Below are 20,755 nucleotides of genomic sequence, written 5' to 3' on the forward strand. Positions count from 1 at the left end.
ATCCCGTACCAAAAACCTACGTCGCTATTTTGCGGTGCAGTATACGCGATCTCACGTATCAGTGCGCTGCACAAAAGTGAGCAATCCTCGCCTGATCAATAAGCGTTCTCGAACCAATGGGGTGCTCATGTCAGACGAAACCAGACCAGGCCTGAAGTCTCCGCTCCGCCGCAAGCTCTTGATGGGAATGGCGGCTTTGCCGGCTGTTTCGATGCTGGGCCGACCCGCTTTTGCCGACGTTCCTGCAACCTCCGCGGTCAACACCACGGGTCTTGCAGTCACCGATAGCGAAGTCACGGTGGGCATCCTGCATTCGGTGACTGGCACCATGGCGATCTCGGAGACCGGGTCGGTCGAGGCCGAGAAGCTGGCGATCGAGCAGATCAACGCCGCCGGCGGCGTGCTCGGCCGCAAGATCAAGTTCATCCAGGAAGACGGCGCGAGCGACTGGCCGACCTTCGCGGAAAAGGCCAAGAAGCTGCTGGTCAACGACAAATGCGCAGCCGTGATGGGCTGCTGGACCTCCGCCTCGCGCAAGGCGGTGCTGCCCGTGTTCGAACAGTATAACGGCATGTTGTACTATCCGACCTTCTATGAAGGCCTCGAGCAGTCGAAGAACGTCATCTACACCGGCCAGGAGGCGACGCAGCAGATCATCGCCGGCCTCGACTGGGTCAACAAGACCAAGGGCGCCAAGAGCTTCTATCTGCTCGGCTCGGATTACATCTGGCCCCGCACCTCGAACAAGATCGCGCGCAAGCACATCGAGAACCATCTGCAGGGTTGCAAGGTGGTCGGCGAGGAATACTTCCCGCTCGGCTCGACCCAGTTCAATTCGGTCATCAACAAGATCAAGCTGACCAAGCCCGACGTGATCTACGCGATCATCGTCGGCGGCTCGAACGTCGCGTTCTACAAGCAGCTCAAGGCGGCCGGCATCGACCTGTCGAAGCAGACGCTGCTGACGATCTCGGTCACCGAGGACGAGATCGACGGCATCGGCGGTGAGAACATCGCCGGCGCCTATGCCTGCATGAAGTACTTCCAGTCGCTCGACAATCCGAACAACAAGGCCTTCGTGCCCGCGTTCAAGAAGATGTGGGGCGAGAAGACCGTGATCGGCGACGTGACGCAGGCCGCGTATCTCGGCCCGTGGCTGTGGAAGTTGACGGTGGAGAAGGCGCAGAGCTTCGACATCGACAAGATCGCGGCGGCTTCCCCCGGCGTCGAGTTCAAGGGCGCGCCGGAAGGCTATGTCCGGATCCACGAGAACCATCATCTGTGGTCGAAGAACCCGCGTCGGACGCGCCAAGGCCGATGGCCAGTATGAGCTGATCTACGAGACCGCCGATCTCGTCGAGCCGGATCCGTTCCCCAAGGGCTACCAGTGAGCCAGTAGCCCGCATGAGCGGGGCGATATGCCGGGCCATCCCGGGTATCGCACCCGCTCACCCGGCCACGAAGCTCCACAACGCATCGCGGCGTCGACGTCATCGTCCTCGCCACGGAACGAGCGTCGCTTGACCGGCGGCGCGTGCCCCTTGGACTGGAGGACCAGATGTTCGGCGACTATTCGATCAGCGATCTCGGCGCCATCCTTGCGATGCAGGGATTTGCCGGGCTCATCCTGTTCTCCGTCTATGTGCTGATGGCGCTCGGGCTTGCCATCATCTTCGGCCAGATGGGCGTCATCAACATGGCCCATGGCGAGTTCATGATCCTCGGCGCCTACGTCACCTGGATGACGTCGAACGCCGTGCAGCACGTCGCGCCCTGGCTGTTCCCCGGTTACTTCTTCATCGCGATGATCCTGGCATTCATCGCCTCGGGCGCGCTCGGCATGCTGGTCGAATGGGCGCTGATACGCCATCTCTACAAGCGCCCGCTCGACACGCTGCTGGCGACCTGGGGGCTCAGCCTGATCCTGCAGCAGGCCTATCGCTCGATCTTCGGCGCACGCGAGGTCGGCGTCGAATTGCCGGAATGGATGATGGGCTCCTGGCAGGCGACCGACTCGATCCAGATCCCGATCAACGGCATGTTCGTGATGGCGCTGACCATGCTGATCACGATCGCGGTCGCCTATGTGCTGTTCTGGTCGAGCTGGGGCAAGCAGGTGCGCGCCGTGGTGCAGAACCGCGTGATGGCCGGCGCCGTCGGTATCAACACCGAGAAGGTCGATCGTTACACCTTTGGCCTCGGTTGCGGCATCGCCGGGATCGCAGGCTCGGCCTTCACCATGATCGGCTCGACCGGGCCGACCGCCGGACAGCTCTATATTGTCGACACCTTCCTGGTCGTCGTGTTCGGCGGCGCCGCTTCGCTGTTCGGCACCATCGCCTCCGCCTTCTCGATCTCGCAGACCCAGTCGACGCTGGAATTCTTCCTGTCGGGATCGATGGCCAAGGTGATCACGCTCTTGACCATCGTCGCGATCCTGATGGTGCGTCCGCAGGGGCTGTTCGCGCTCAAGGTCCGCAAATAAGAACAAGCAGGCAGGTCATGGTCATCAACTCGCGCTTTTTCAATCGCTCCGAACTGCTCGGCTTCCTTGCGCTCGCGGTCTTGTTGCTTGTCATCCTGCCGCTGTCGCTGGATATCTTCCGCCTCAACCTGGTCGCCAAATACCTGACCTACGCCTTCGTCGGCATCGGCCTCGTGCTGTGCTGGGGCTACGGCGGCATCCTGAGCCTGGGGCAGGGCGTGTTCTTCGGCCTCGGCGGCTACTGCATGGCGATGTACCTCAAGCTCGAGGCGTCCTCGGTCGCGAACACCAAGATCCAGTCGACGCCGGGCATCCCCGACTTCATGGACTGGAACCAGATCACGCAGCTTCCGCTGTTCTGGAAGCCGTTCCACAGCTTTCCGGTCACCGTACTGGCGATCTTGCTGGTGCCCGCCTTGTTCGCGCTGATCATCGGCGCCGCCATGTTCAAGCGCCGGGTCGGCGGCGTGTACTTTGCGATCATCACGCAGGCGATCGCCGCGATCCTCACCATTCTGATCGTGGGGCAGCAGGGTTACACCGGCGGCATCAACGGCATTACGGATCTGCGCACGCTGCACGGCTGGGACATCCGCACCGATCACGCCAAGTTCATTCTGTATTTTGTCGAGGTTGTGTTGCTGTTCGGATGCATCGTTGCCGCGCAATTCATCCGGCTGACAAAACTCGGGCGCATCCTGGTGGCGATGAGGGAGCAGGAGGATCGCGTGCGCTTCTCCGGTTATAGCGTCGCCAATTTCAAGATCTTCGCGTTCTGCGCCGCGGCGGTGTTCGCTGCGATCGGCGGCGCCATGTTCACGCTCGAGGTCGGCTTCATGTCGCCGTCCTTCGTTGGCATCGTGCCGTCGATCGAGATGGTGATCTACACCGCGGTCGGCGGACGGATGTCGATCTTCGGCGCGGTCTGGGGGGCGCTGCTGGTCAATTTCGCCAAGACCAGCCTCTCGGAGTCGTTCCCGCAGCTCTGGCTGTTCGGCCTCGGCGCGCTGTTCATCGCAGTCGTGCTGGCCTTCCCGAACGGGCTCTCGGGCATCTGGGCGGACCATATCCAGCCCAGCATCGATCGCCTGTTCGCATCCCGCAAATCGAAATCGGCGGCCGGCCTGATCGCCGACGGCGCACCGGCCGAGTGAGGAGGGTCCATCATGCTCGTCGGCCATCAGCCCAAGGATTTCCTGCTCGCTGTCTCCGGCCTCACCGTGTCCTTTGACGGCTTCAAGGCGGTGAACGATCTCTCCTTCTATGTCGAGGAGAACGAGATCCGCGTCATCATCGGCCCGAACGGCGCCGGCAAGACCACCGTGCTCGACCTGATCTGCGGCAAGACCCGGGCCACGTCAGGCTCGATCCAGTTCCGCGGCCAGGAGCTGACCCGGCTGCGCGAGAACGAGATCGTGCAGGCCGGGGTCGGCCGCAAGTTCCAGACGCCGTCAGTGTTCGAGGATCTCACCGTGTTCGAGAATCTCGAAATCTCCTACCCGCGCGGCCGCACCGTGTTCGGCTCGCTGACTTTCCAGCGCGATGACGCGGTCAAGCAGCGGGTCGAGGAGGTCGCGGAGATGATCTTCCTGAAGGACCGCCTCAACACCTATGCCGACCAGCTCAGCCATGGCCAGAAGCAGTGGCTCGAGATCGGCATGCTGCTGATCCAGGACCCGGACCTCCTGATGCTCGACGAGCCGGTGGCCGGCATGAGCGTCTCCGAGCGCGCCAAGACCGCCGAGCTGCTCAATCGCATCATCAAGGATCGCTCGGTGCTGGTGATCGAGCACGACATGAAATTCGTCGAGGACATCGCGCACAAGGTCACGGTGCTGCATCAGGGCCAGATCCTGTCCGAGGGGACGATGGAGCACGTCAAGAACGATCCGAAGGTGATCGAAGTCTATTTGGGGCACTGATCGATGATCGAAACGCCACGAGCGGCAGCCGCGCACTCGGTTCACCTCTCCCCTTGTGGGAGAGGTCGGTTCGCATCGATAGATGCGATCCGGGTGAGGGGTTGCGCTCTCTCGTGGGACCGAACCCCTCACCCGAATTGCTGCGCAATTCGACCTCTCCCCGTTGGGGAGAGGTGAAGAAGACGATCCGGCAATAGAGGACGCACATGCTGGCAATCAATGATCTTCACGTCGCTTACGGCCAGAGCGAGGTGCTGCACGGCCTCAACGTCTCCGTCGCGCCGAACGAGATCGTCGCCATCATGGGCCGCAACGGCATGGGCAAGACCACGCTGATGAAGTCGCTGATGGGTATCCTGCCGGCCAAGAGCGGCAAGGTGACCATGGATGGCACCGAGCTCGGCGCGATGAAGAGCTACGAGCGGGTGGCGAAGGGGCTCGCTTACGTGCCGCAGGGCCGCATGATCTTCTCCACCATGACCGTGAAGGAGAACATCGAGACCGGGCTCGTGGTGTCAGGCGGCTCGGAAGTGCCCGGCGACATCTATGAGCTGTTCCCGGTGCTGCTCGAGATGAAGGGCCGCCGCGGCGGCAACCTCTCGGGCGGACAGCAGCAGCAGCTCGCGATCGCCCGCGCGCTGGCGACCAAGCCGAAGGTGCTGCTGCTCGACGAGCCGACCGAAGGCATCCAGCCGTCGATCATCAAGGACATGGCGCGCACCCTGAAGCGGATCCGCGATGAACGGGGGCTGTCGATCGTTGTCTCCGAGCAGGTTCTGAGCTTCGCGCTCGACATCGCCGACCGCGTGCTCGTCATCGAGAACGGCGAGATCGTCCGCGACGATCCGCGCGCCAGCGTCGATGCCGCGCAGATCTCCAAATACCTGTCCGTCTAACCAGTAGCCCAAGGGGAGCATCTCGATGCCAGATACACTGATCAAGGTCGATCTCAGCAAGTCGGCCTATGAAAACGACAAGATTCACAACCGCTGGCATCCGGAGGTTCCGATCGTCGAGTGGGTCAGCCCCGGCGACGATTTCATCATCGAGACCGTCGACTGGACCGGCGGCTTCATCAAGAACAACGATTCCGCCGATGACGTGCGCGACATCGATCTGTCGATCGTGCACTTCCTGTCCGGCCCGATCGGCGTCAAGGGCGCCGAGCCCGGCGATCTCCTCGTCGTCGACCTGCTTGACGTCGGTCCCTTGAAGGAGAGCCTGTGGGGCTTCAACGGCTTCTTCTCCAAGCAGAATGGCGGCGGCTTCCTCACCGACCATTTCCCGCTGGCGCAGAAGTCGATCTGGGACATCAAGGGCCTCTACACCTCGTCGCGTCACATCCCCGGCGTCAACTTCGCCGGCCTGATCCATCCCGGCCTGATCGGCTGTCTGCCCGATGCCAAGATGCTGGCCGCCTGGAACAAGCGCGAAGCCGAGCTGATCGCGACCAATCCGACCCGTGTGCCGGGTCTCGCCAATCCGCCGTTCGCGCCGACCGCGCATGCCGGCCAGGCCAAGGGCGACGTCAAGGCCAAGATCGGTCTTGAGGGCGCCCGCACCGTGCCGCCGCGCGAGCATGGCGGCAACTGCGACATCAAGGATCTGTCGCGTGGATCGAAGATCTACTTCCCGGTCTATGTGCCGGGCGGCGGGCTTTCGATGGGCGATTTGCATTTCAGCCAGGGTGACGGCGAGATCACCTTCTGCGGCGCGATCGAGATGGCCGGCTGGCTGCACATCAAGGTCGACGTCATCAAGGACGGCGTATCGAAGTACGGCATCAAGAACCCCGTGTTCAAGCCGTCGCCGATCACGCCGAACTACAAGGACTATCTGATCTTCGAGGGCATCTCGGTCGACGAGGCCGGCAAGCAGCATTATCTGGACGTCCACATCGCCTATCGCCAGGCCTGCCTGAACGCGATCGAGTATCTGAAGAAGTTCGGTTACTCCGGCGCCCAGGCCTATTCGATCCTCGGCACTGCGCCGTGCCAGGGCCACATCTCCGGCGTGGTCGACGTACCCAACGCCTGCGCCACGCTGTGGCTGCCGACGGAAATCTTCGACTTCGACGTCATGCCGTCGTCGGCGGGACCGATCAAGCACATCAAGGGCGACGTGCAGATGCCGATCTCGCCCGACAAGTGATCCTTCGAGTGATCCCTGCGCGAAGGGTGCGGGACGGCTGCGTATTGGCCGCCCCGCATCCATCGCCGGATGTCACAACGACTGCGCAAGGATTAAGGAAATGCCGATCTACGAATATCTCTGCAACGATTGCGGTCCCTTTACCGACATGCGGCCGATGGCGGAATGCGACCTGCCGCAGGACTGCCCGCAATGCGATACGACGTCGCCGCGTGTGATCCTCACTGCGCCGGCCGTTCTTCTGCATGCCCTCGGAGAAGCGCAAGGCGCACGCCACCAACGAGCAGAGCCGGCACGCGCCGAAGACGCTCGATCAGTACAAGGCCGCGCACGGCCCGGGCTGCGGCTTTTGTTCCACGGGAAAGAAGAAGCCGGCGCGGCTGATGACCAAGACCAAGAGCGGCGCCAAGGGCTTTCCGACCGCACGTCCCTGGATGATCAGCCACTGACGGCCGAGCATGATCCGGAAAAGTGCGAAGCGGTTTTCCGAAAAGATCATGCTCTAACAACATACTAAAGCGTGATGATTCAACACGATCCCATCGCGCTTTAGCTGATCGTCAGGCCTGTTCGGCGACCTTCAGGGCCCCGGTGCGGATCTCCTCGACCAGCCGCTCCTTCAGTGCGACGAATTCGGGCGTGGTCTTGATCTTGTAGGAGCGGGGATGCGGCAGGTCGACCACGATCTCGGCCTTGATGCGGCCGGGACGCGCGCTCATCACGATGACGCGGCTGCCGAGGAAGATCGCTTCCTCGATGTCGTGGGTGACGAACAGCACCGTCTTCTGGTCGCGCTCCCAGATCCCGAGCAGCATCTCCTGCATCAGCGCACGCGTCTGGTTGTCGAGCGCGCCGAACGGCTCGTCGAGCAGCAGGATCTTCGGATCATTGGCCAGCGCCCGGGCGATCGCGGTGCGCTGCTGCATGCCGCCCGACAGCTGCTTGGGCCAGTGGTTCTCGAAGCCGGATAATCCGACCCGGCGAATGAAGGCGTCGGCGATGTCATGGCGCCCTTGTTGCTGAACGCCGCGCTCGCGCAGGCCGAAGGCGATGTTCTCCCGCACGGTCAGCCAGGGAAACAGGGTGTAGGACTGAAACACCATGCCGCGATCGGCGCCGGGGCCGGTGACCTCACGCCCGTCGAGCGTGACGCGTCCGCTGGTCGGCCGATCGAGCCCGGCGATGATCCGGAGCAGGGTGGATTTTCCGCAGCCGGACGGGCCGAGGATGGTGACGAAGTCGTTGTCGCCGACGTCGAGCGTTGTCGGCTCGAGCGCCCTTGTCGGCGCGTTGCCGGCGCGGGCGGGGAAGGTTCGCGAGACCTGATCGATCCTGAGCGCGGTCATGCGAGCTTCCACGGGAACAGCCAGGCGTTGAACGCCTTGAACAGGAAATCGGAGATCAGGCCGATCAGCCCGATGACGATGATGCCGAAGATGATCTGGCCGGTGTTGAGCAGCGCCTGGCTGTCGGTGATCATGTGCCCGATGCCGGACGATGAGCCGATCAGTTCGGCCACGATGACGTAAGTCCAGGCCCAGCCCAGCACCAGCCTGAGGATCTCTGCGATCTCGGGGGCCGCGGAGGGCAGCAGCACGCGGCGAATGACGCCGCTGTCGCCGGCACCGAGCGTGTAGGCGGCTTCGACCAGGTCGCGCCGCGTGGCGCCGACGGTCACGGCCACCATCAGGATGATCTGAAACACCGCGCCAATGAAGATCACGAGCAGCTTTTGCAGCTCGCCGATGCCCGCCCACAGGATCAACAGCGGGATGAAGGCCGATGCCGGCAGATAGCGCGCAAAGGACACGAAGGGTTCGAGAAAGGCCTCGACCGGCTTGTAGGCCCCCATCAGCACGCCGAGCGGCACTGCGATGACCGCGGCAAGGGCAAAGCCGCCGATGACGCGCCAGATCGTCATCCCGATGTCGAACAGGAAGCCTTGCTTGGCGAGCAGCTCATAGCCTTCCTGCACCATGGTGAGCGGGTTGGCGAGGAATGTCTTCGACACATGGCCGCCGAACGTCGCCCAGGACCAGAGGGCGACGAACAGCACGAAGAAGGCGAGGCCGTAGACCACGCGCTGCGTCGATGTTGTGGGTTCGAGGGGACGCATCAAATTTGTCCAGGCGTATCTCATGCGCCAGTCCCGCCCGGCTTGTCGCGGGGCGGGACCGGCCGAAATGATGGCTGCGTTACTTGATGAAGCTCGCGTCGTAGATGTCTTCAACCTTCGGCGCGGCCTTGATGATGCCGACCTCGAGCAGGAGCTCGGCGGCATCCTTGTTGAAGGTGAGGAAGTCGCCGGCGAAGAACTTCTGATTGGCGGCCTTGTCCTGCCAGCGCAGGTACTTTGCCGAGTTGCCGAACTGCTCGCCGGACTGCTTCACGTCCGCGCCCATGATCTCATAGGCCTTGGCCTGATCCTTGGCGATCATGTCGAGCGCCTCGAAATAGCTGTCGGCCAGCGCATGGGCCGCCTTCGGATTGTCGGTCAGGAATTTCGGGGTGCAGCCGAACGTGTCCATCACGATCGGATAGTCGAGCGTGGTGGCGATGATTTTGCCCTTGTCGGGGGCGGCGCGCACGGTCGACAGATAGGGCTCGTAGGTCATCGCGGCGTCGTTCTGGCCGGAGACGAACGCCTGCGCCGCGGCGGCGGGCTCCAGATTGACCACGGTGACGTCCTTCACCGAGAGGCCGTTCTTCTTCAGCATCCAGGCCAGCGCGAAGTAGGGCGAGGTGCCCGGCGCCGATGCCGCGACGGTCTTGCCCTTGAGGTCCTTGATCGCGGCGACGTCGTTGCGCACGGCCATGCCGTCGGCGCCATAGCTCTTGTCGAGCTGGAAGATCTGCTTGGTCGCGACGCCGTTGGCGTTCCAGGAAATCCACGTCTCCACGGTCGTCGCTGCGCACTGGATGTCGCCCGAAGCGATCGCGAGATGCCGGTCCTTCTGCGGGATCTTCTTCAAGGTCACGTCGAGGCCGTTCTTCTTGAAGATGCCGGCCTCCCTGGCGAGCGTCAGCGGCGCGAAGCCGGTCCACCCGGAAATGCCGACGCCGACCTTGACGTCATCCGCGAACGCGGCGGTGGACGCGAGCAAGGCTGCGATTGCGGGCAATAGCTTGAACGAACGCATGATTGTCGACCCCTTGGACGATGGATTGAACCCTGTTGATGTCTTCACGTCAGTGATGTCTTCACGTCAGTCGCGGCGGATTGCCGCATGAGCATGTCGGTGGATGGTGGCCCATGATGCATTGCATGAAATATGCCGCGCAAGCCGTCTCAGCCTCCCTTGAAGCGAGCCACCAGCCGGTGCGTCTCGCCTGGATAATGCAGCCGCACCGCCGTTACCGTGCGCGCGCTGCGCCAGGTGTAGCGGTCGATCACGAGGCAGGGCGCACCGACCGCGATGTCGAGCGCCTTCGCGGTGCGATCGTCCGCAACGACCGCGCTGATCGTATGTTCAGCCTCGGTCCACGGCACATGGTGCAGCAGCCATGATCCCGGAGGTTCGCGCGCAAAATCCGCCGTCGCGGCCTCCGGAACCGTGGAGAGATCGATCAGCCTGTCTTCGACCGCAAACGGCACATTGTCGGCGCTGTGCCGGCAGGCAATCGCGATCACCTTGCCGGCCGTGCTCACGCCAAGCCGGGCGCGATCGGCCGCGGTCGCGGTGCGACGCCGGCAATCGATCAGCTGATAGCCGTAGCTGCGGCCGAGCGCCGTGATCTCGGCGCGCATGTCGGCAATCTTGAGCACCGCCGACAGATGCTGTGGACGGCGTACGAATGAGCCGGCACGCCGCCGCCGCTCGATCAAGTCGGCCTGTGCCAGTTCCGACAGCGCCTTGTTCACGGTCATGCGCGAGCAATGATAGCGCTCCATGAGCTGGTGTTCGAAGGGGATGCGGTGGCCCGGTGGCCATTCGCCGGTCAGGATCCGTGTCTCGATATCGAGCCGGATCCGCTTGTAGAGCGTCGGCTTTTCGGCTGCGCGCGGCTTGGCTCGATCGGAAGCGAGGCTCATGCGACGAGCCTCCGGACGCTGGCATTGAACCGCTCGCGCGCCTTGTCGCGCAGCCGGTGCCGGCCGCCTGTGACCAGTTTGTCGCCGCCGGCCCAGACGCAGTCGATCGCGTCGCTTCCGGACGCAAACAGCCAGCCGTCGAGCACGGCGTCGCCCGATCGTCCCGCCAGGGATGGGTGTGCGGTATCGAGGCTGACGATATCGGCGCGCGCGCCAGATAGGAGGCCAGCGTTGGTCTGCGCCAGGGCCTGCGCGCCGCCCGCGAGCGCGTGATCGAACAGGGCACGGCCGGTGGATGCGCCGGGACGCCCCGAGAGCACGTTGCGCTCGCGGTGCTTCAGCCGCTGGCCGTATTCGAGTTGGCGAAGCTCGTCGGCGACGCCGACCAGGACGTTGGAATCGGTTCCGATGCCGAAGCGGCCGCCCGCAGCAAGGAATTCGCGCGCCGAAAAGATGCCGTCGCCGAGGCTTGCTTCGGTGACCGGGCAAAGGCCGGCGACGGCGCCGCTGCCGGCGAGCGCAGCGACTTCCCGTTCCGTCATGTGGGTCGCGTGAACCAGGCACCAGCGACGATCGACGGGCGCATGTTCGAGCAGCCATTGCACCGGCCGCTGCCCCGACCAAGCCATGCAATCCTCAACTTCGCGCACCTGCTCGGCGGCGTGGATGTGGATTGGATCCGTCCCGGCAAGCGGAATGATCGCCGCGAGCTCATCCGGCGCCACAGCGCGCAGGCTGTGCGGAGCGATGCCGATGTTGGCACCCGGGAGTGTTCGGATTGCCTCGCGCGAGGCCGCCATCAGCGCGGCGAACTGATCGACCGAGCAGATGAAGCGACGCTGCCCGGCATGCGGTGCCGCGCCGCCGAACGTGCCGTGGGCATAAAAGCTCGGCAGCAGCGTGAGCCCGATGCCGGTGGCCTCAGTCGCCTCCGCGATGCGCACGGCCATCTCGGCCGGATTGGCGTAAGGCGAGCCGTCCCGATCATGATGGAGATAGTGAAACTCTCCGACCCGGGTAAAGCCCCGCTCGAGCATCTCGACATAGAGCAGGTTCGCGACGGCCGCGACGTCGTCCGGCGTCATCGTCAGCGCAAAGCGATACATCGTCTCGCGCCAGGTCCAGAACGTGTCGGTCGTATCGCCGCGCAGTTCGGCAAGGCCGGCCATGCCGCGCTGAAACGCGTGGCTGTGCAGGCTCGCCAATCCCGGAACCGCCAATTGGTGACGTTCGTCGCGCGCGGCGGGGGGCACATCTGCCGTCACCGAGGCGATCGCGCCGTCGGTGACCACGATTTGCACATCATTGGCCCAGCCCGAGGGCAGCAGCGCGAATGCGAAATGCAGTCGTGTCATTTTTCCATGCCGGCTGGACAGAACTCCGACACGATTATATGTCTAGACATATAAGTCAAGCATCCCACCTTAAGGGGACGATCGCATGGCAGAGCGTTTCGACCGCATCTGGCACAACGCCCGGCTCGCCACGATGCGCGGCGATCGCGCCGATCTCGGCGAGATCGAGCGCGGCCTGATCGCGGCGCGCGACGGCCGCATTGTCTATGCAGGCGCGCGGACCGACTTTCCTGTGGATGCGGACGCCGTGGAGCGGATCGATTGCGGCGGCCGCTGGATCACGCCCGGGCTGGTCGACTGCCACACTCATCTGGTCTTTGGCGGCAACCGCGCGCACGAGTTCGAGCGCTTCGTCTGAAAGGCGCGAGCTATGAAGAGATCGCGCGCGCAGGCGGAGGCATCGTCTCGACCGTTGCCGCCACGCGCAGCGCGACCGAGGCCGAGCTTGTCGCCGGCGCACTGCCGCGGCTGGACGCGCTGATCGGCGAGGGCGCAACCACCGTCGAGATCAAGTCCGGCTATGGCCTTAACGTCGAGACCGAGATGCGGCAGCTTACAGCGGCACGCAGCCTCGGCCGCTTGCGGCCAGTCGCGATCCGCACATCCTTTCTGGGCGCGCACGCATTGCCGCCCGAAGCCAATGGCGACAAGGACCGCTACATCGATCGGGTTTGCAACGAGATGCTGCCGGCGGTGGCCGAGGCCGGCCTTGCCGATGCCGTCGATGCTTTTATGGAGGGCATCGCATTTTCCGGAGAGCAGACGGTCCGGGTGTTCGCGGCGGCGCGTGCGCTGGGGCTGCCTGTGAAGCTGCACGCAGACCAGCTGTCGAATCTCGACGGCGCGGCACTCGCCGCAAAGTTCTCCGCGCTCTCGGCCGACCATCTGGAGCACACCGATGAAGCCGGCGTTGCCGCGATGGCCAAGGCGGGGACAACAGCGGTGCTGCTGCCCGGCGCGTTCTATTTCATTCGTGAAACACAGAAGCCGCCGGTCGAGTTGTTCCGCAGCCATGGCGTGAACATGGCGCTGGCGACCGACTGCAATCCCGGCAGTTCGCCGCTGACCTCGCTTCTGCTTACGATGAACATGGGCGCAACGCTGTTCCGGATGACCGTTGCCGAATGCCTCGCCGGGGTGACGCGGGAGGGAGCGCGCGCGCTCGGCATGCTCGCCGAGACCGGGACGTTGGAGGCCGGCAAATCGTGTGATCTGGCGATCTGGGACATCGAACGCCCCGCCGAGTTGGTCTATCGCATCGGCTTCAATCCGTTGCACCGACGGGTGTGGAGGGGCCAATGAGCGATCCGGATGTCCCGATTGTCGTGAAGCCCGGAACGGTCGGCCTCGACGTGCTGGCGCGCGTGCTCGTAGGCGCGCCCATCGTGCTCGATCCGTCGTTCTGGCCGCGCGTCGAGGCAGCCGCGGGGATCGTCGCGAAAGCGGCGCATATCGCCGTTCCCGTGTACGGCATCAATACCGGTTTCGGGAAGCTGGCCTCGACGCGTATCGCGCCTGATCAAACCGCACTGCTTCAGCGTAATCTCATCCTGTCGCATTGTTGTGGAGTAGGCCCCGCCACGCCGGAACCGATCGTGCGCCTGATGATGGCGTTGAAAGTGATTTCGCTTGGCCGCGGCGCGTCCGGCGTGCGCCGCGATGTCATCGAGCAGTTGCAGGGCATGCTGGCGCGCGGCGTCACGCCGCTGGTGCCGCAGCAGGGCTCGGTCGGCGCCTCCGGCGATCTGGCGCCGCTCGCCCATATGACCGCCGTCATGATCGGGGAGGGGCAGGCATTCCTTGATGGCAAGATCGTACCGGGTCGTGACGCGCTTGCGGCTGCCGGGCTCGCGCCGTTGACGCTCGGCCCCAAGGAGGGACTCGCGCTGATCAACGGCACGCAGTTTTCGACGGCCTATGCGATTTCCGGCCTGCTGCGTGCGCATCGTCTGGCGTGTGCTGCACTGGTGACCGGTGCGCTGTCGGTCGACGCGGCGATGGCCTCCACGGTGCCGTTTCGTCCTGAAATTCAAGCTTTGCGCGGCCATGGCGGGCAGATCGCCGCGGCTGCTGCTCTGACCGCGCTGCTTGACGGCAGCGACATCAGGCAATCGCATCTCGAAGGCGATGAGCGCGTGCAGGACCCGTATTGCCTGCGCTGCCAGCCGCAGGTCGCGGGCGCCGTGCTCGACCTGCTCGTACATGCCGCGCGTGGACTGACGATTGAGGCCAATGCCGTGACGGATAACCCGCTGGTCCTGGTCGAGACCGGCGAGATCGTCTCGGGCGGCAATTTTCATGCTGAGCCGGTGGCGTTCGCCGCCGACCAGATCGCGCTGGCGCTCTCGGAGATCGGCGCCACCAGCGAACGCCGGATCGCGACCCTCGTCGATCCCGCGCTGAACTTCGGCTTGCCGCCGTTCCTGACGCCCGAGCCCGGCATCAATTCCGGGTTCATGATCGCCGAGGTGACAGCGGCGGCGCTCTATGCCGAGAACAAGCAGCGTGCGATGCCGTGCTCGATCGATTCCACGCCGACCAGCGCCAACCAGGAGGATCACGTCTCGATGGCCGCGCACGCCGCGCGCCGGCTGTCCGACATGGCCGACAACCTCGCGGCCATCCTCGGCATCGAGCTTCTGGTCGCCGCGCAAGGCATCACGCTGCGCGCCCCGCATGCGACCAGCGCGCCACTCGCTGCGGTCATTGCCGCGCTGCGCGAGCACGTTCCGGCGCTCGCTGCGGACCGCTACATGGCCGACGATCTCGCGCGGGCCGCGTCGCTGATCGAAGCCGACGCGTTGCCGGCGGCCGCGGTCGCGGCCCTTTCGTCCGATCCGTTTCCAAAACTTGCTTAGCCGACAGGGACATCCGTCATGAACCGCCGACTGGATAACGAACGTATCATCCGCGCTCCCCGCGGCACCGACATCAGCGCGAAGAGCTGGTTGACGGAAGCGCCGCTGCGGATGCTGATGAACAATCTGGACCCTGATGTCGCCGAGCGTCCGAGCGAGCTCGTGGTCTATGGCGGCATCGGGCGTGCGGCGCGCGACTGGGAGAGCTTTGACCGGATTGCCGCCTCCTTGCGCAAGCTCGAGGGCGACCAGACGCTGCTGGTCCAATCCGGCAAGCCGGTCGGGATTTTCCGCACCCATGCGGATGCGCCGCGGGTCCTGATCGCGAATTCGAACCTGGTGCCGCATTGGGCTACGCTCGACCATTTCAACGAGCTCGACCGCCAGGGCCTGATGATGTTTGGCCAGATGACGGCAGGCTCGTGGATCTACATCGGCAGCCAGGGCATCGTGCAGGGAACCTACGAGACGTTTGTCGAGGTCGGCCGCCGGCACTATGGCGGCAGCCTCGCCGGCAGATGGATACTCACGGCGGGCCTTGGCGGCATGGGCGGCGCCCAGCCGCTGGCCGCGACCATGGCCGGCGCTTCGATGCTCGCCGTCGAGTGCCAGCCGAGCCGCATCGAGATGCGGCTGCGCACGGGGTACCTCGACCGGCAGGCGACGACGCTCGATGAAGCGCTGGCGATCATTGCCGACGCGGCCAAGACCCGGAAGCCGGTCTCGGTCGGCCTGCTCGGCAATGCGGCCGAGATCTTTCCGGAGCTGGTGCGCCGCGGCGTGCGCCCGGACATCGTCACCGACCAGACCAGCGCGCACGATCCGATCAACGGCTATCTGCCCAAGGGATGGACGCTCGCCGAATGGGAGGCGCGCCGCGCCGCCGATCCGAAGGCGGTCGAGACCGCGGCCAAGAACTCGATGGTCGATCATGTCCAGGCCATGCTGGACTTCCACGCGCAGGGAATCCCGACGCTCGACTACGGCAACAACATCCGCCAGATGGCCAAGGACATGGGCCTGAAGCAGGCGTTCGACTTTCCGGGTTTCGTTCCGGCCTATATTCGTCCGCTGTTCTGCCGCGGCGTGGGGCCGTTCCGCTGGGCGGCGCTGTCCGGGGATCCCGAGGACATCTTCAAGACCGACGCCAAGGTCAAGGAGCTGATGCCCAACGATGGCCATTTGCACAACTGGCTCGACATGGCGAAGGCGCGCATCAAATTTCAGGGGCTGCCGGCGCGGATTTGCTGGGTCGGGCTCGGCGACCGCCATCGGCTTGGCCTTGCCTTCAACGAAATGGTCGCGCGCGGCGAGCTCAAGGCACCGATCGTGATCGGCCGCGATCATCTCGACAGCGGGTCGGTGGCAAGCCCCAACCGCGAGACCGAAGCGATGCGGGACGGCTCCGATGCGGTGTCCGACTGGCCGTTGCTCAACGCGCTGCTCAACTGCGCGAGCGGCGCCACCTGGGTGTCGCTGCACCACGGCGGCGGTGTCGGCATCGGCTATTCGCAGCACGCCGGCATGGTGATCGTCGCAGACGGCACGCCGGAGGCGGCGCGCCGGCTCGAGCGCGTGCTGTGGAACGATCCGGCGACGGGGGTCATGCGCCACGCCGATGCGGGCTATGAGACGGCGATCGAATGCGCCCAGGCCAATGGCCTCGATCTGCCGAGCCTGCGCGCGTGAGTTGATGTTGGCGAGAAGCCGCTGATGACGGTTCTCGCCGACCCGGCTCAATCGGCCGACAGCGGCTCGCCGGTCAGCGACCAGCTCTCGCCATCAAACGTCGCGATCCGCAAGGTCCTGAACGGCGTGTAGTCGCCGGGCCGGGTGCTGATCGAGACGCCCGGCAGCATCATCGGCAGCCGCTCGCCGTTCAGCGACGTCGCCTGCTTGATCAGGTTTTCGCGGGTCAGGTCGTCGCCGCATTTGCGCAAGGCCAGCTCCACGGCGTGCACATTCATATAGGCAACCAGCACGGAATAGTCGTCCGGGTTGGCCGAAGCTGCGTACGTCTTCAGGAAATCCTTGTAGGCCTTGACCTCGTCGTCATTGGCCCACGCCGGGTCGCCGGGCTGCTTGAGGAATTGGGTGGTGACCAGCCCCTTCGATGCCTCGAGGCCCGCGGGCTTCAGGATGGTTTCGACCGATGCCGTCGAGCCGCCGATCACGTGCAGCGGTTTCCAGCCCAGCTCGTAGACCTTGCGGATCGATTGCGCGGCGGCCTTCGACGACGACTGCTCGATCAGCGTGTCGACCCCGGCAGCCTTCAGCTGGACGATCTGCGAGTCGATCGTCGGGTCGGCAAGTTCGTAGGAGGCCTGGGCGACGATCAGCTCGGCCTTCGGACCGAGACCCGCGCGGAGGCCCTTGAGATAGTCCTTGCCGTAGTCGTCATTCTGGTAGAGCACGCCGATCCTGGCGTCGGGCTTTGTGCGCAGGAGGTATTTGGCGACAACGCGGCCTTCGGTTTCGAAGTCCGGATAGAGCGGGATTGTCCACGGGAACGTCTTGGGATCGTTGAAGCGGCGTCCTCCGGCGGTGATGAAGAGCTGCGGCACCTGCTTGCCGTTGAGGTATTTCTGGATCGCGACGTTGGGCGCGGTGCCGATCGTACCGACCTCGGCCAGAATGCCGACGTCCTCGATCAGCTTGCGGGATTGCTCGACCGCCTTCGGCGCGCTGTAGGCGTTGTCGAGCTGGGTGAAGTTGATCTTGCGGCCGTTGATGCCGCCCTTCGTATTCAGCATCTCGAAGTAGCCGACCACGGCGCGCCCGGCACCGGCGCCGAAGGCAGAGGCGGGGCCGCTCAGCGGCGTCGATTGGCCGAGCTTGATCTCGGTATCGCTGGCGCCGGGTCCATAAGCTTTCTGCGCGTAGGCAGGCGCCGCCAGCAGGGCTGACAGCGCGACGGCCGCCAACGCCCGGTCTATGATGTGGTTCAAGGTCGTTCCTCCCTGTAATTCGTTTCTTATTGCAATCGATCTGCGCTAGCGCAGCAGCTCGCGGGCGATCACCACCCGCTGGATCTGGTTGGTGCCTTCGAAAATCTGGGTCAGCTTGGCGTCGCGCATCATGCGTTCGACCGGGTAGTCCATGGTGTAGCCGTAGCCGCCGAAGATCTGGACCGCGTCGGTTGTCACCTTCATCGCCACGTCGCTGCCGACGCATTTGGCCATGCTGGCAAGCACGTTGAGCCGCTTCCAGTCGCCGGCATCGCCGGCGCGGGCGCATTCATAGACCAGCGCACGGGCGGCCTCGATCTGCATGGCCATGTCCGCGAGCATGAACTGCACGCCCTGGAATTCGGCGATCGGTTGCTTGAACTGCTTGCGTTCCTTGGCGTAGGCGACGCAGGCATCGAGCGCGCCTTGCGCGAGGCCGACCGACTGGGCGCCGATGGTCGGGCGATTGAGGTCGAGCGCGCGCATCGACGCGCGAAAGCCCTTGCCTTCCTCGCCGACGAGGTTTTCGGCCGGGACCCGGACATTGTCGAAGAAGATCGGGGTATTGGGGGCGCCGCGAAAGCCCATCTTGCGCTCGTGGCGGCCGAACGTAATGCCCGGCATCTTCTTCGGCTCGACGATGAAGGCGCTGATTCCGTCGGCGCCGGCGCCGTCGCTGGTCCGTGCCATCACCACGATGTAGTCGGCGACGACGCCGTAGCTGCACCACTGCTTGCGGCCATTCAGGACATAGCTGTCGCCGTCCTTCCGGGCGCGGGTATTGAGCGCGGCGACGTCGGAGCCGGCCTGCGGCTCCGAGATCGCAATCGCCGTGACCACACCGCCCTGGGCGATGATCGGCAAATATTTCTGGCGCTGCTCCTCCGAGCCGAAATGCAGCAACGGCATGATAAACATGGTGTTGAGCGCCGCGATCGATGCGCAGGCGGGCGAGACCTTCGAGATTTCCTCGCGCGCGATGCAGGCCATGGTCAGGTTGCCGTTCGGGCCGCCGTAGCGCTCCGGCACCCAGAGCTGCATCAATCCCATCTCGCCGAACAGCTTGACCAGTTCGAGCGGGAAGCGGTCGGTCTCGTCGATTTCGGCGGCGATCGGCGCCACGTGCCTGGCGACCATCCTGCGCACGTTGTCGCGAAAGGCGACCTGCTCCTCGGAAAAACTCATACGGACTCCCCGTCTGTTTTCTTTGCCGGAAGCCAAAAAGGGGCTTCCATTGAATGGGTGATCCATTTAATAATTCACCGCATGAGCACCAAGTCAAGCCCTCGCGCGCCGCAGCGCCCCCGTACCGCCTCGCCGAACCGCAGGGAGCGGGCCACCGATCTCCGTGCGGCCGGCTCCGCGGCCGCGCCGACATTCAAGCCGATCCACACCAGGCGGACGTTCGAGGAGATCTGCGAGCGCATTCGCGAGCAGCTGGCGCTCGGCGTGCTGAAGCCCGGCGACAAGCTGCCGGCCGAGCGCGAGCTGGCCCAACAGCTTGGGGTCAGCCGCAACGTGCTGCGGGAGGCGCTGCGCAGCCTGGAGATGGCCGGCGTGTTGCGGCTGCAGAAGGGCGTCAAGGGCGGCGCCTTCATCCAGCAGGGCGACACCCGGCGCATGAACGAGGTCATGCGCGACATGCTGAGCCTCGGGACGATATCCGTGCGGGAATTGTCGGAAGCGCGGGTCCACGTCCTCGACCTCGTGGTGCAGCTGGCATGCGCAAATGCCCGGCGCACCGACCTCGATGCGCTGGAAGCCAATATCGAGCGGACCGAGCTCGCCACGAAGGAAGGCCGGCTGCTCGATCGGGTCGAATGCTCGCGCGAGTTCTACAAGCTGCTGGCGGCCTCGACCGGCAACAAGGTGATCGCGATGATCGTGGATTCGGTCACCGAGATCCACATGCGCTTTGTCTACGCCAAGGTCGCTTCCAGCGGGGTCGCGATGGCGCGGCTCGCGGAGAAGCGGCGGCAATTCCTGGCGGCGCTGAGCGAACGAGACGTGGCGCTGGCAAGCCGGCTGCTGCGGTCGCACCTGGAATCCGTGCAGCGCATGCTGGAGCAGGATCCGGGTGCCATGTCGCTTCACGTCGCGTTGGCCGACGTGCAGCCCGGGCTGCGCCGGTAGCGCGCCGCGCCGGCGAATTAATCAACACTCAAACAGCAACAACAATGGAGGCAAACGTGTCCAACTACGCCAAGTATGAATGCCTGACGGTCGAGGTCGCGGACAAGGTCGCGACCGTGACCTTGAATCGCCCGCAGGCGCGCAATGCCATCAATCAGAAGCTGATCCGCGAGCTGCGAACGATCTGGGACGACCTCGCCGACGATCATGCCGTCAATGCCGTGGTCCTGACCGGCGCCGGCGACTTCTTCAGCGTCGGTGGCGACGTGAAGGCGATGTCCGAGCGGCCGGGCGGCGACGTGCTCGAGGAGGGCGAAGTCCACGATCCCATGATCAGCCGGCGCGGCGTCACCCGCCAGCTCGAGCTCGACAAGCCGATCATCGCGGCGATCAACGGCGACGCCATCGGCCTGGCGGCGACCCATGCGCTGCTCTGCGACATCACCGTGATGGCGGAAGATGCGCGGATCGGCGACACCCACGTCTCGCGCGTCGGTCTGGTCGCAGGCGACGGCGGCACGGTGATCTGGCCGCTGCTGGTCGGCATCAACAAGGCCAAGGAATTCCTGATCCGCGGCACGCTGCTGAAGGGCAAGGAGGCGGAGCGGATCGGGCTGGTCAATCACGTCGCGCCGCGCGCGGAGGTACTGGCCAAGGCCCGCGAGATCGCGGTCGAGCTCGCCAACGGTCCGACCTGGGCCATTCGCTGGACCAAGCTGTCGATCAACCAGATCGTCAAGGAGCGCGTGAACATGCTGCTGGAGGCCTCAATGGCGCTTGAGCAGGTGACGTTCGAGACCGCGGACCACAAGGAGGCGACGATGTCGTTCAAGGAGAAGCGCAAGCCGAAGTTCGGCCAGGCATAGCTCG

The 20,755-nt window shown here is 64.6% G+C and carries 16 protein-coding genes and 3 pseudogenes; 12 read left to right on the top strand and 7 right to left on the bottom strand.

From position 1 onward, the window contains the following. The first annotated feature begins 127 nt into the window (after nt 1-127). The 7 genes and pseudogenes from urtA (at nt 128) to ACVWW1_RS46100 (ending at nt 7,007) form a co-directional block, all read left to right on the top strand. Nucleotides 128-1,391, top strand: a pseudogene (gene urtA, locus ACVWW1_RS46070) (urea ABC transporter substrate-binding protein). Nucleotides 1,392-1,558: 167 nt separating this feature from the next. Then, nucleotides 1,559-2,485, top strand: a complete 927-nt coding sequence (urtB, locus tag ACVWW1_RS46075; protein WP_092125363.1) for an urea ABC transporter permease subunit UrtB — start codon at nt 1,559-1,561, stop codon at nt 2,483-2,485. Nucleotides 2,486-2,502: 17 nt separating this feature from the next. Continuing rightward, nucleotides 2,503-3,639: an urea ABC transporter permease subunit UrtC gene (urtC, locus tag ACVWW1_RS46080; protein WP_456660459.1), complete on the top strand. Its 1,137-nt coding sequence runs from the start codon at nt 2,503-2,505 to the stop codon at nt 3,637-3,639. Between the two features lie 12 nt (nt 3,640-3,651). After that, complete coding sequence (gene urtD / locus ACVWW1_RS46085) at nt 3,652-4,407, top strand: urea ABC transporter ATP-binding protein UrtD (RefSeq protein ID WP_063695194.1); 756 nt, start codon at nt 3,652-3,654, stop codon at nt 4,405-4,407. A 206-nt stretch (nt 4,408-4,613) separates the two neighbouring features. Next, nucleotides 4,614-5,303, top strand: a complete 690-nt coding sequence (gene urtE / locus ACVWW1_RS46090) for an urea ABC transporter ATP-binding subunit UrtE (RefSeq protein WP_050400072.1) — start codon at nt 4,614-4,616, stop codon at nt 5,301-5,303. A 25-nt stretch (nt 5,304-5,328) separates the two neighbouring features. Further along, nucleotides 5,329-6,558: a formamidase gene (gene fmdA / locus ACVWW1_RS46095; RefSeq protein ID WP_176532317.1), complete on the top strand. Its 1,230-nt coding sequence runs from the start codon at nt 5,329-5,331 to the stop codon at nt 6,556-6,558. A 100-nt stretch (nt 6,559-6,658) separates the two neighbouring features. Further along, nucleotides 6,659-7,007, top strand: a pseudogene (locus tag ACVWW1_RS46100) (FmdB family zinc ribbon protein). Nucleotides 7,008-7,118: 111 nt separating this feature from the next. Here ACVWW1_RS46100 and ACVWW1_RS46105 read toward each other — a convergent pair. The 5 genes from ACVWW1_RS46105 to ACVWW1_RS46125 all read right to left on the bottom strand — a co-directional run bounded on the left by ACVWW1_RS46105 (nt 7,119) and on the right by ACVWW1_RS46125 (nt 11,946). Next, nucleotides 7,119-7,904, bottom strand: coding sequence for an ABC transporter ATP-binding protein (locus tag ACVWW1_RS46105; RefSeq protein ID WP_456660460.1), 786 nt, complete (start codon nt 7,902-7,904; stop codon nt 7,119-7,121). Next, entirely contained in the window at nt 7,901-8,674 is a 774-nt protein-coding gene (locus tag ACVWW1_RS46110; protein ID WP_456660461.1) for an ABC transporter permease, read from the bottom strand. Before ACVWW1_RS46110 ends, ACVWW1_RS46105 begins: the two co-directional genes overlap by 4 nt. A gap of 79 nt (nt 8,675-8,753) precedes the next feature. After that, nucleotides 8,754-9,698 (bottom strand): ABC transporter substrate-binding protein, encoded by a 945-nt coding sequence (locus tag ACVWW1_RS46115; RefSeq protein ID WP_456660462.1) that lies wholly within the window; start codon nt 9,696-9,698, stop codon nt 8,754-8,756. A 149-nt stretch (nt 9,699-9,847) separates the two neighbouring features. Beyond that, complete coding sequence (gene hutC, locus ACVWW1_RS46120) at nt 9,848-10,591, bottom strand: histidine utilization repressor (protein WP_092125371.1); 744 nt, start codon at nt 10,589-10,591, stop codon at nt 9,848-9,850. Then, nucleotides 10,588-11,946: a formimidoylglutamate deiminase gene (locus ACVWW1_RS46125; RefSeq protein WP_456660463.1), complete on the bottom strand. Its 1,359-nt coding sequence runs from the start codon at nt 11,944-11,946 to the stop codon at nt 10,588-10,590. Before ACVWW1_RS46125 ends, hutC begins: the two co-directional genes overlap by 4 nt. Before the next feature lie 85 nt (nt 11,947-12,031). Between ACVWW1_RS46125 and hutI the strand changes: the two are divergent. The 3 genes and pseudogenes from hutI to hutU all read left to right on the top strand — a co-directional run bounded on the left by hutI (nt 12,032) and on the right by hutU (nt 16,493). After that, nucleotides 12,032-13,248, top strand: a pseudogene (gene hutI, locus ACVWW1_RS46130) (imidazolonepropionase). Then, nucleotides 13,245-14,804 (top strand): histidine ammonia-lyase, encoded by a 1,560-nt coding sequence (hutH, locus tag ACVWW1_RS46135; protein ID WP_456660464.1) that lies wholly within the window; start codon nt 13,245-13,247, stop codon nt 14,802-14,804. Before hutI ends, hutH begins: the two are co-directional and overlap by 4 nt. 18 nt (nt 14,805-14,822) lie before the next feature. After that, nucleotides 14,823-16,493 carry a urocanate hydratase gene (gene hutU, locus ACVWW1_RS46140; RefSeq protein WP_456660465.1) on the top strand — a complete coding sequence of 557 codons (1,671 nt, stop codon included), beginning with the start codon at nt 14,823-14,825 and terminating at the stop codon, nt 16,491-16,493. A gap of 47 nt (nt 16,494-16,540) precedes the next feature. Here hutU and ACVWW1_RS46145 read toward each other — a convergent pair whose 3' ends face one another. Next, a complete protein-coding gene (locus tag ACVWW1_RS46145) occupies nt 16,541-17,743 on the bottom strand; it encodes an ABC transporter substrate-binding protein (protein WP_456660825.1) in 1,203 nt (400 codons plus the stop codon). 54 nt (nt 17,744-17,797) lie between these two features. After that, nucleotides 17,798-18,937, bottom strand: coding sequence for an acyl-CoA dehydrogenase family protein (locus tag ACVWW1_RS46150; RefSeq protein ID WP_456660466.1), 1,140 nt, complete (start codon nt 18,935-18,937; stop codon nt 17,798-17,800). A gap of 81 nt (nt 18,938-19,018) precedes the next feature. Here ACVWW1_RS46150 and ACVWW1_RS46155 point away from each other — a divergent pair, with 81 nt between their 5' ends. Then, nucleotides 19,019-19,885, top strand: coding sequence for a FadR/GntR family transcriptional regulator (locus tag ACVWW1_RS46155; RefSeq protein ID WP_456660467.1), 867 nt, complete (start codon nt 19,019-19,021; stop codon nt 19,883-19,885). A gap of 56 nt (nt 19,886-19,941) precedes the next feature. Then, nucleotides 19,942-20,751 (top strand): enoyl-CoA hydratase/isomerase family protein, encoded by an 810-nt coding sequence (locus ACVWW1_RS46160; protein WP_456660468.1) that lies wholly within the window; start codon nt 19,942-19,944, stop codon nt 20,749-20,751. Nucleotides 20,752-20,755: the final 4 nt, after the last annotated feature.

The sequence above is a fragment of the Bradyrhizobium sp. JR3.5 genome, from assembly GCF_054057015.1.

Excerpts from the sequence above, each read along its gene's own strand:
- urtB (WP_092125363.1), top strand. The coding sequence starts at position 1,559 with ATGTTCGGCGACTATTCGATCAGCGATCTCGGCGCCATCCTTGCGATG.
- urtC (WP_456660459.1), top strand. The coding sequence starts at position 2,503 with ATGGTCATCAACTCGCGCTTTTTCAATCGCTCCGAACTGCTCGGCTTC.
- urtD (WP_063695194.1), top strand. The coding sequence starts at position 3,652 with ATGCTCGTCGGCCATCAGCCCAAGGATTTCCTGCTCGCTGTCTCCGGC.
- urtE (WP_050400072.1), top strand. The coding sequence starts at position 4,614 with ATGCTGGCAATCAATGATCTTCACGTCGCTTACGGCCAGAGCGAGGTG.
- fmdA (WP_176532317.1), top strand. The coding sequence starts at position 5,329 with ATGCCAGATACACTGATCAAGGTCGATCTCAGCAAGTCGGCCTATGAA.
- ACVWW1_RS46105 (WP_456660460.1), bottom strand. The coding sequence starts at position 7,904 with ATGACCGCGCTCAGGATCGATCAGGTCTCGCGAACCTTCCCCGCCCGC.
- ACVWW1_RS46110 (WP_456660461.1), bottom strand. The coding sequence starts at position 8,674 with ATGCGTCCCCTCGAACCCACAACATCGACGCAGCGCGTGGTCTACGGC.
- ACVWW1_RS46115 (WP_456660462.1), bottom strand. The coding sequence starts at position 9,698 with ATGCGTTCGTTCAAGCTATTGCCCGCAATCGCAGCCTTGCTCGCGTCC.
- hutC (WP_092125371.1), bottom strand. The coding sequence starts at position 10,591 with ATGAGCCTCGCTTCCGATCGAGCCAAGCCGCGCGCAGCCGAAAAGCCG.
- ACVWW1_RS46125 (WP_456660463.1), bottom strand. The coding sequence starts at position 11,946 with ATGACACGACTGCATTTCGCATTCGCGCTGCTGCCCTCGGGCTGGGCC.
- hutH (WP_456660464.1), top strand. The coding sequence starts at position 13,245 with ATGAGCGATCCGGATGTCCCGATTGTCGTGAAGCCCGGAACGGTCGGC.
- hutU (WP_456660465.1), top strand. The coding sequence starts at position 14,823 with ATGAACCGCCGACTGGATAACGAACGTATCATCCGCGCTCCCCGCGGC.
- ACVWW1_RS46150 (WP_456660466.1), bottom strand. The coding sequence starts at position 18,937 with ATGAGTTTTTCCGAGGAGCAGGTCGCCTTTCGCGACAACGTGCGCAGG.
- ACVWW1_RS46155 (WP_456660467.1), top strand. The coding sequence starts at position 19,019 with ATGAGCACCAAGTCAAGCCCTCGCGCGCCGCAGCGCCCCCGTACCGCC.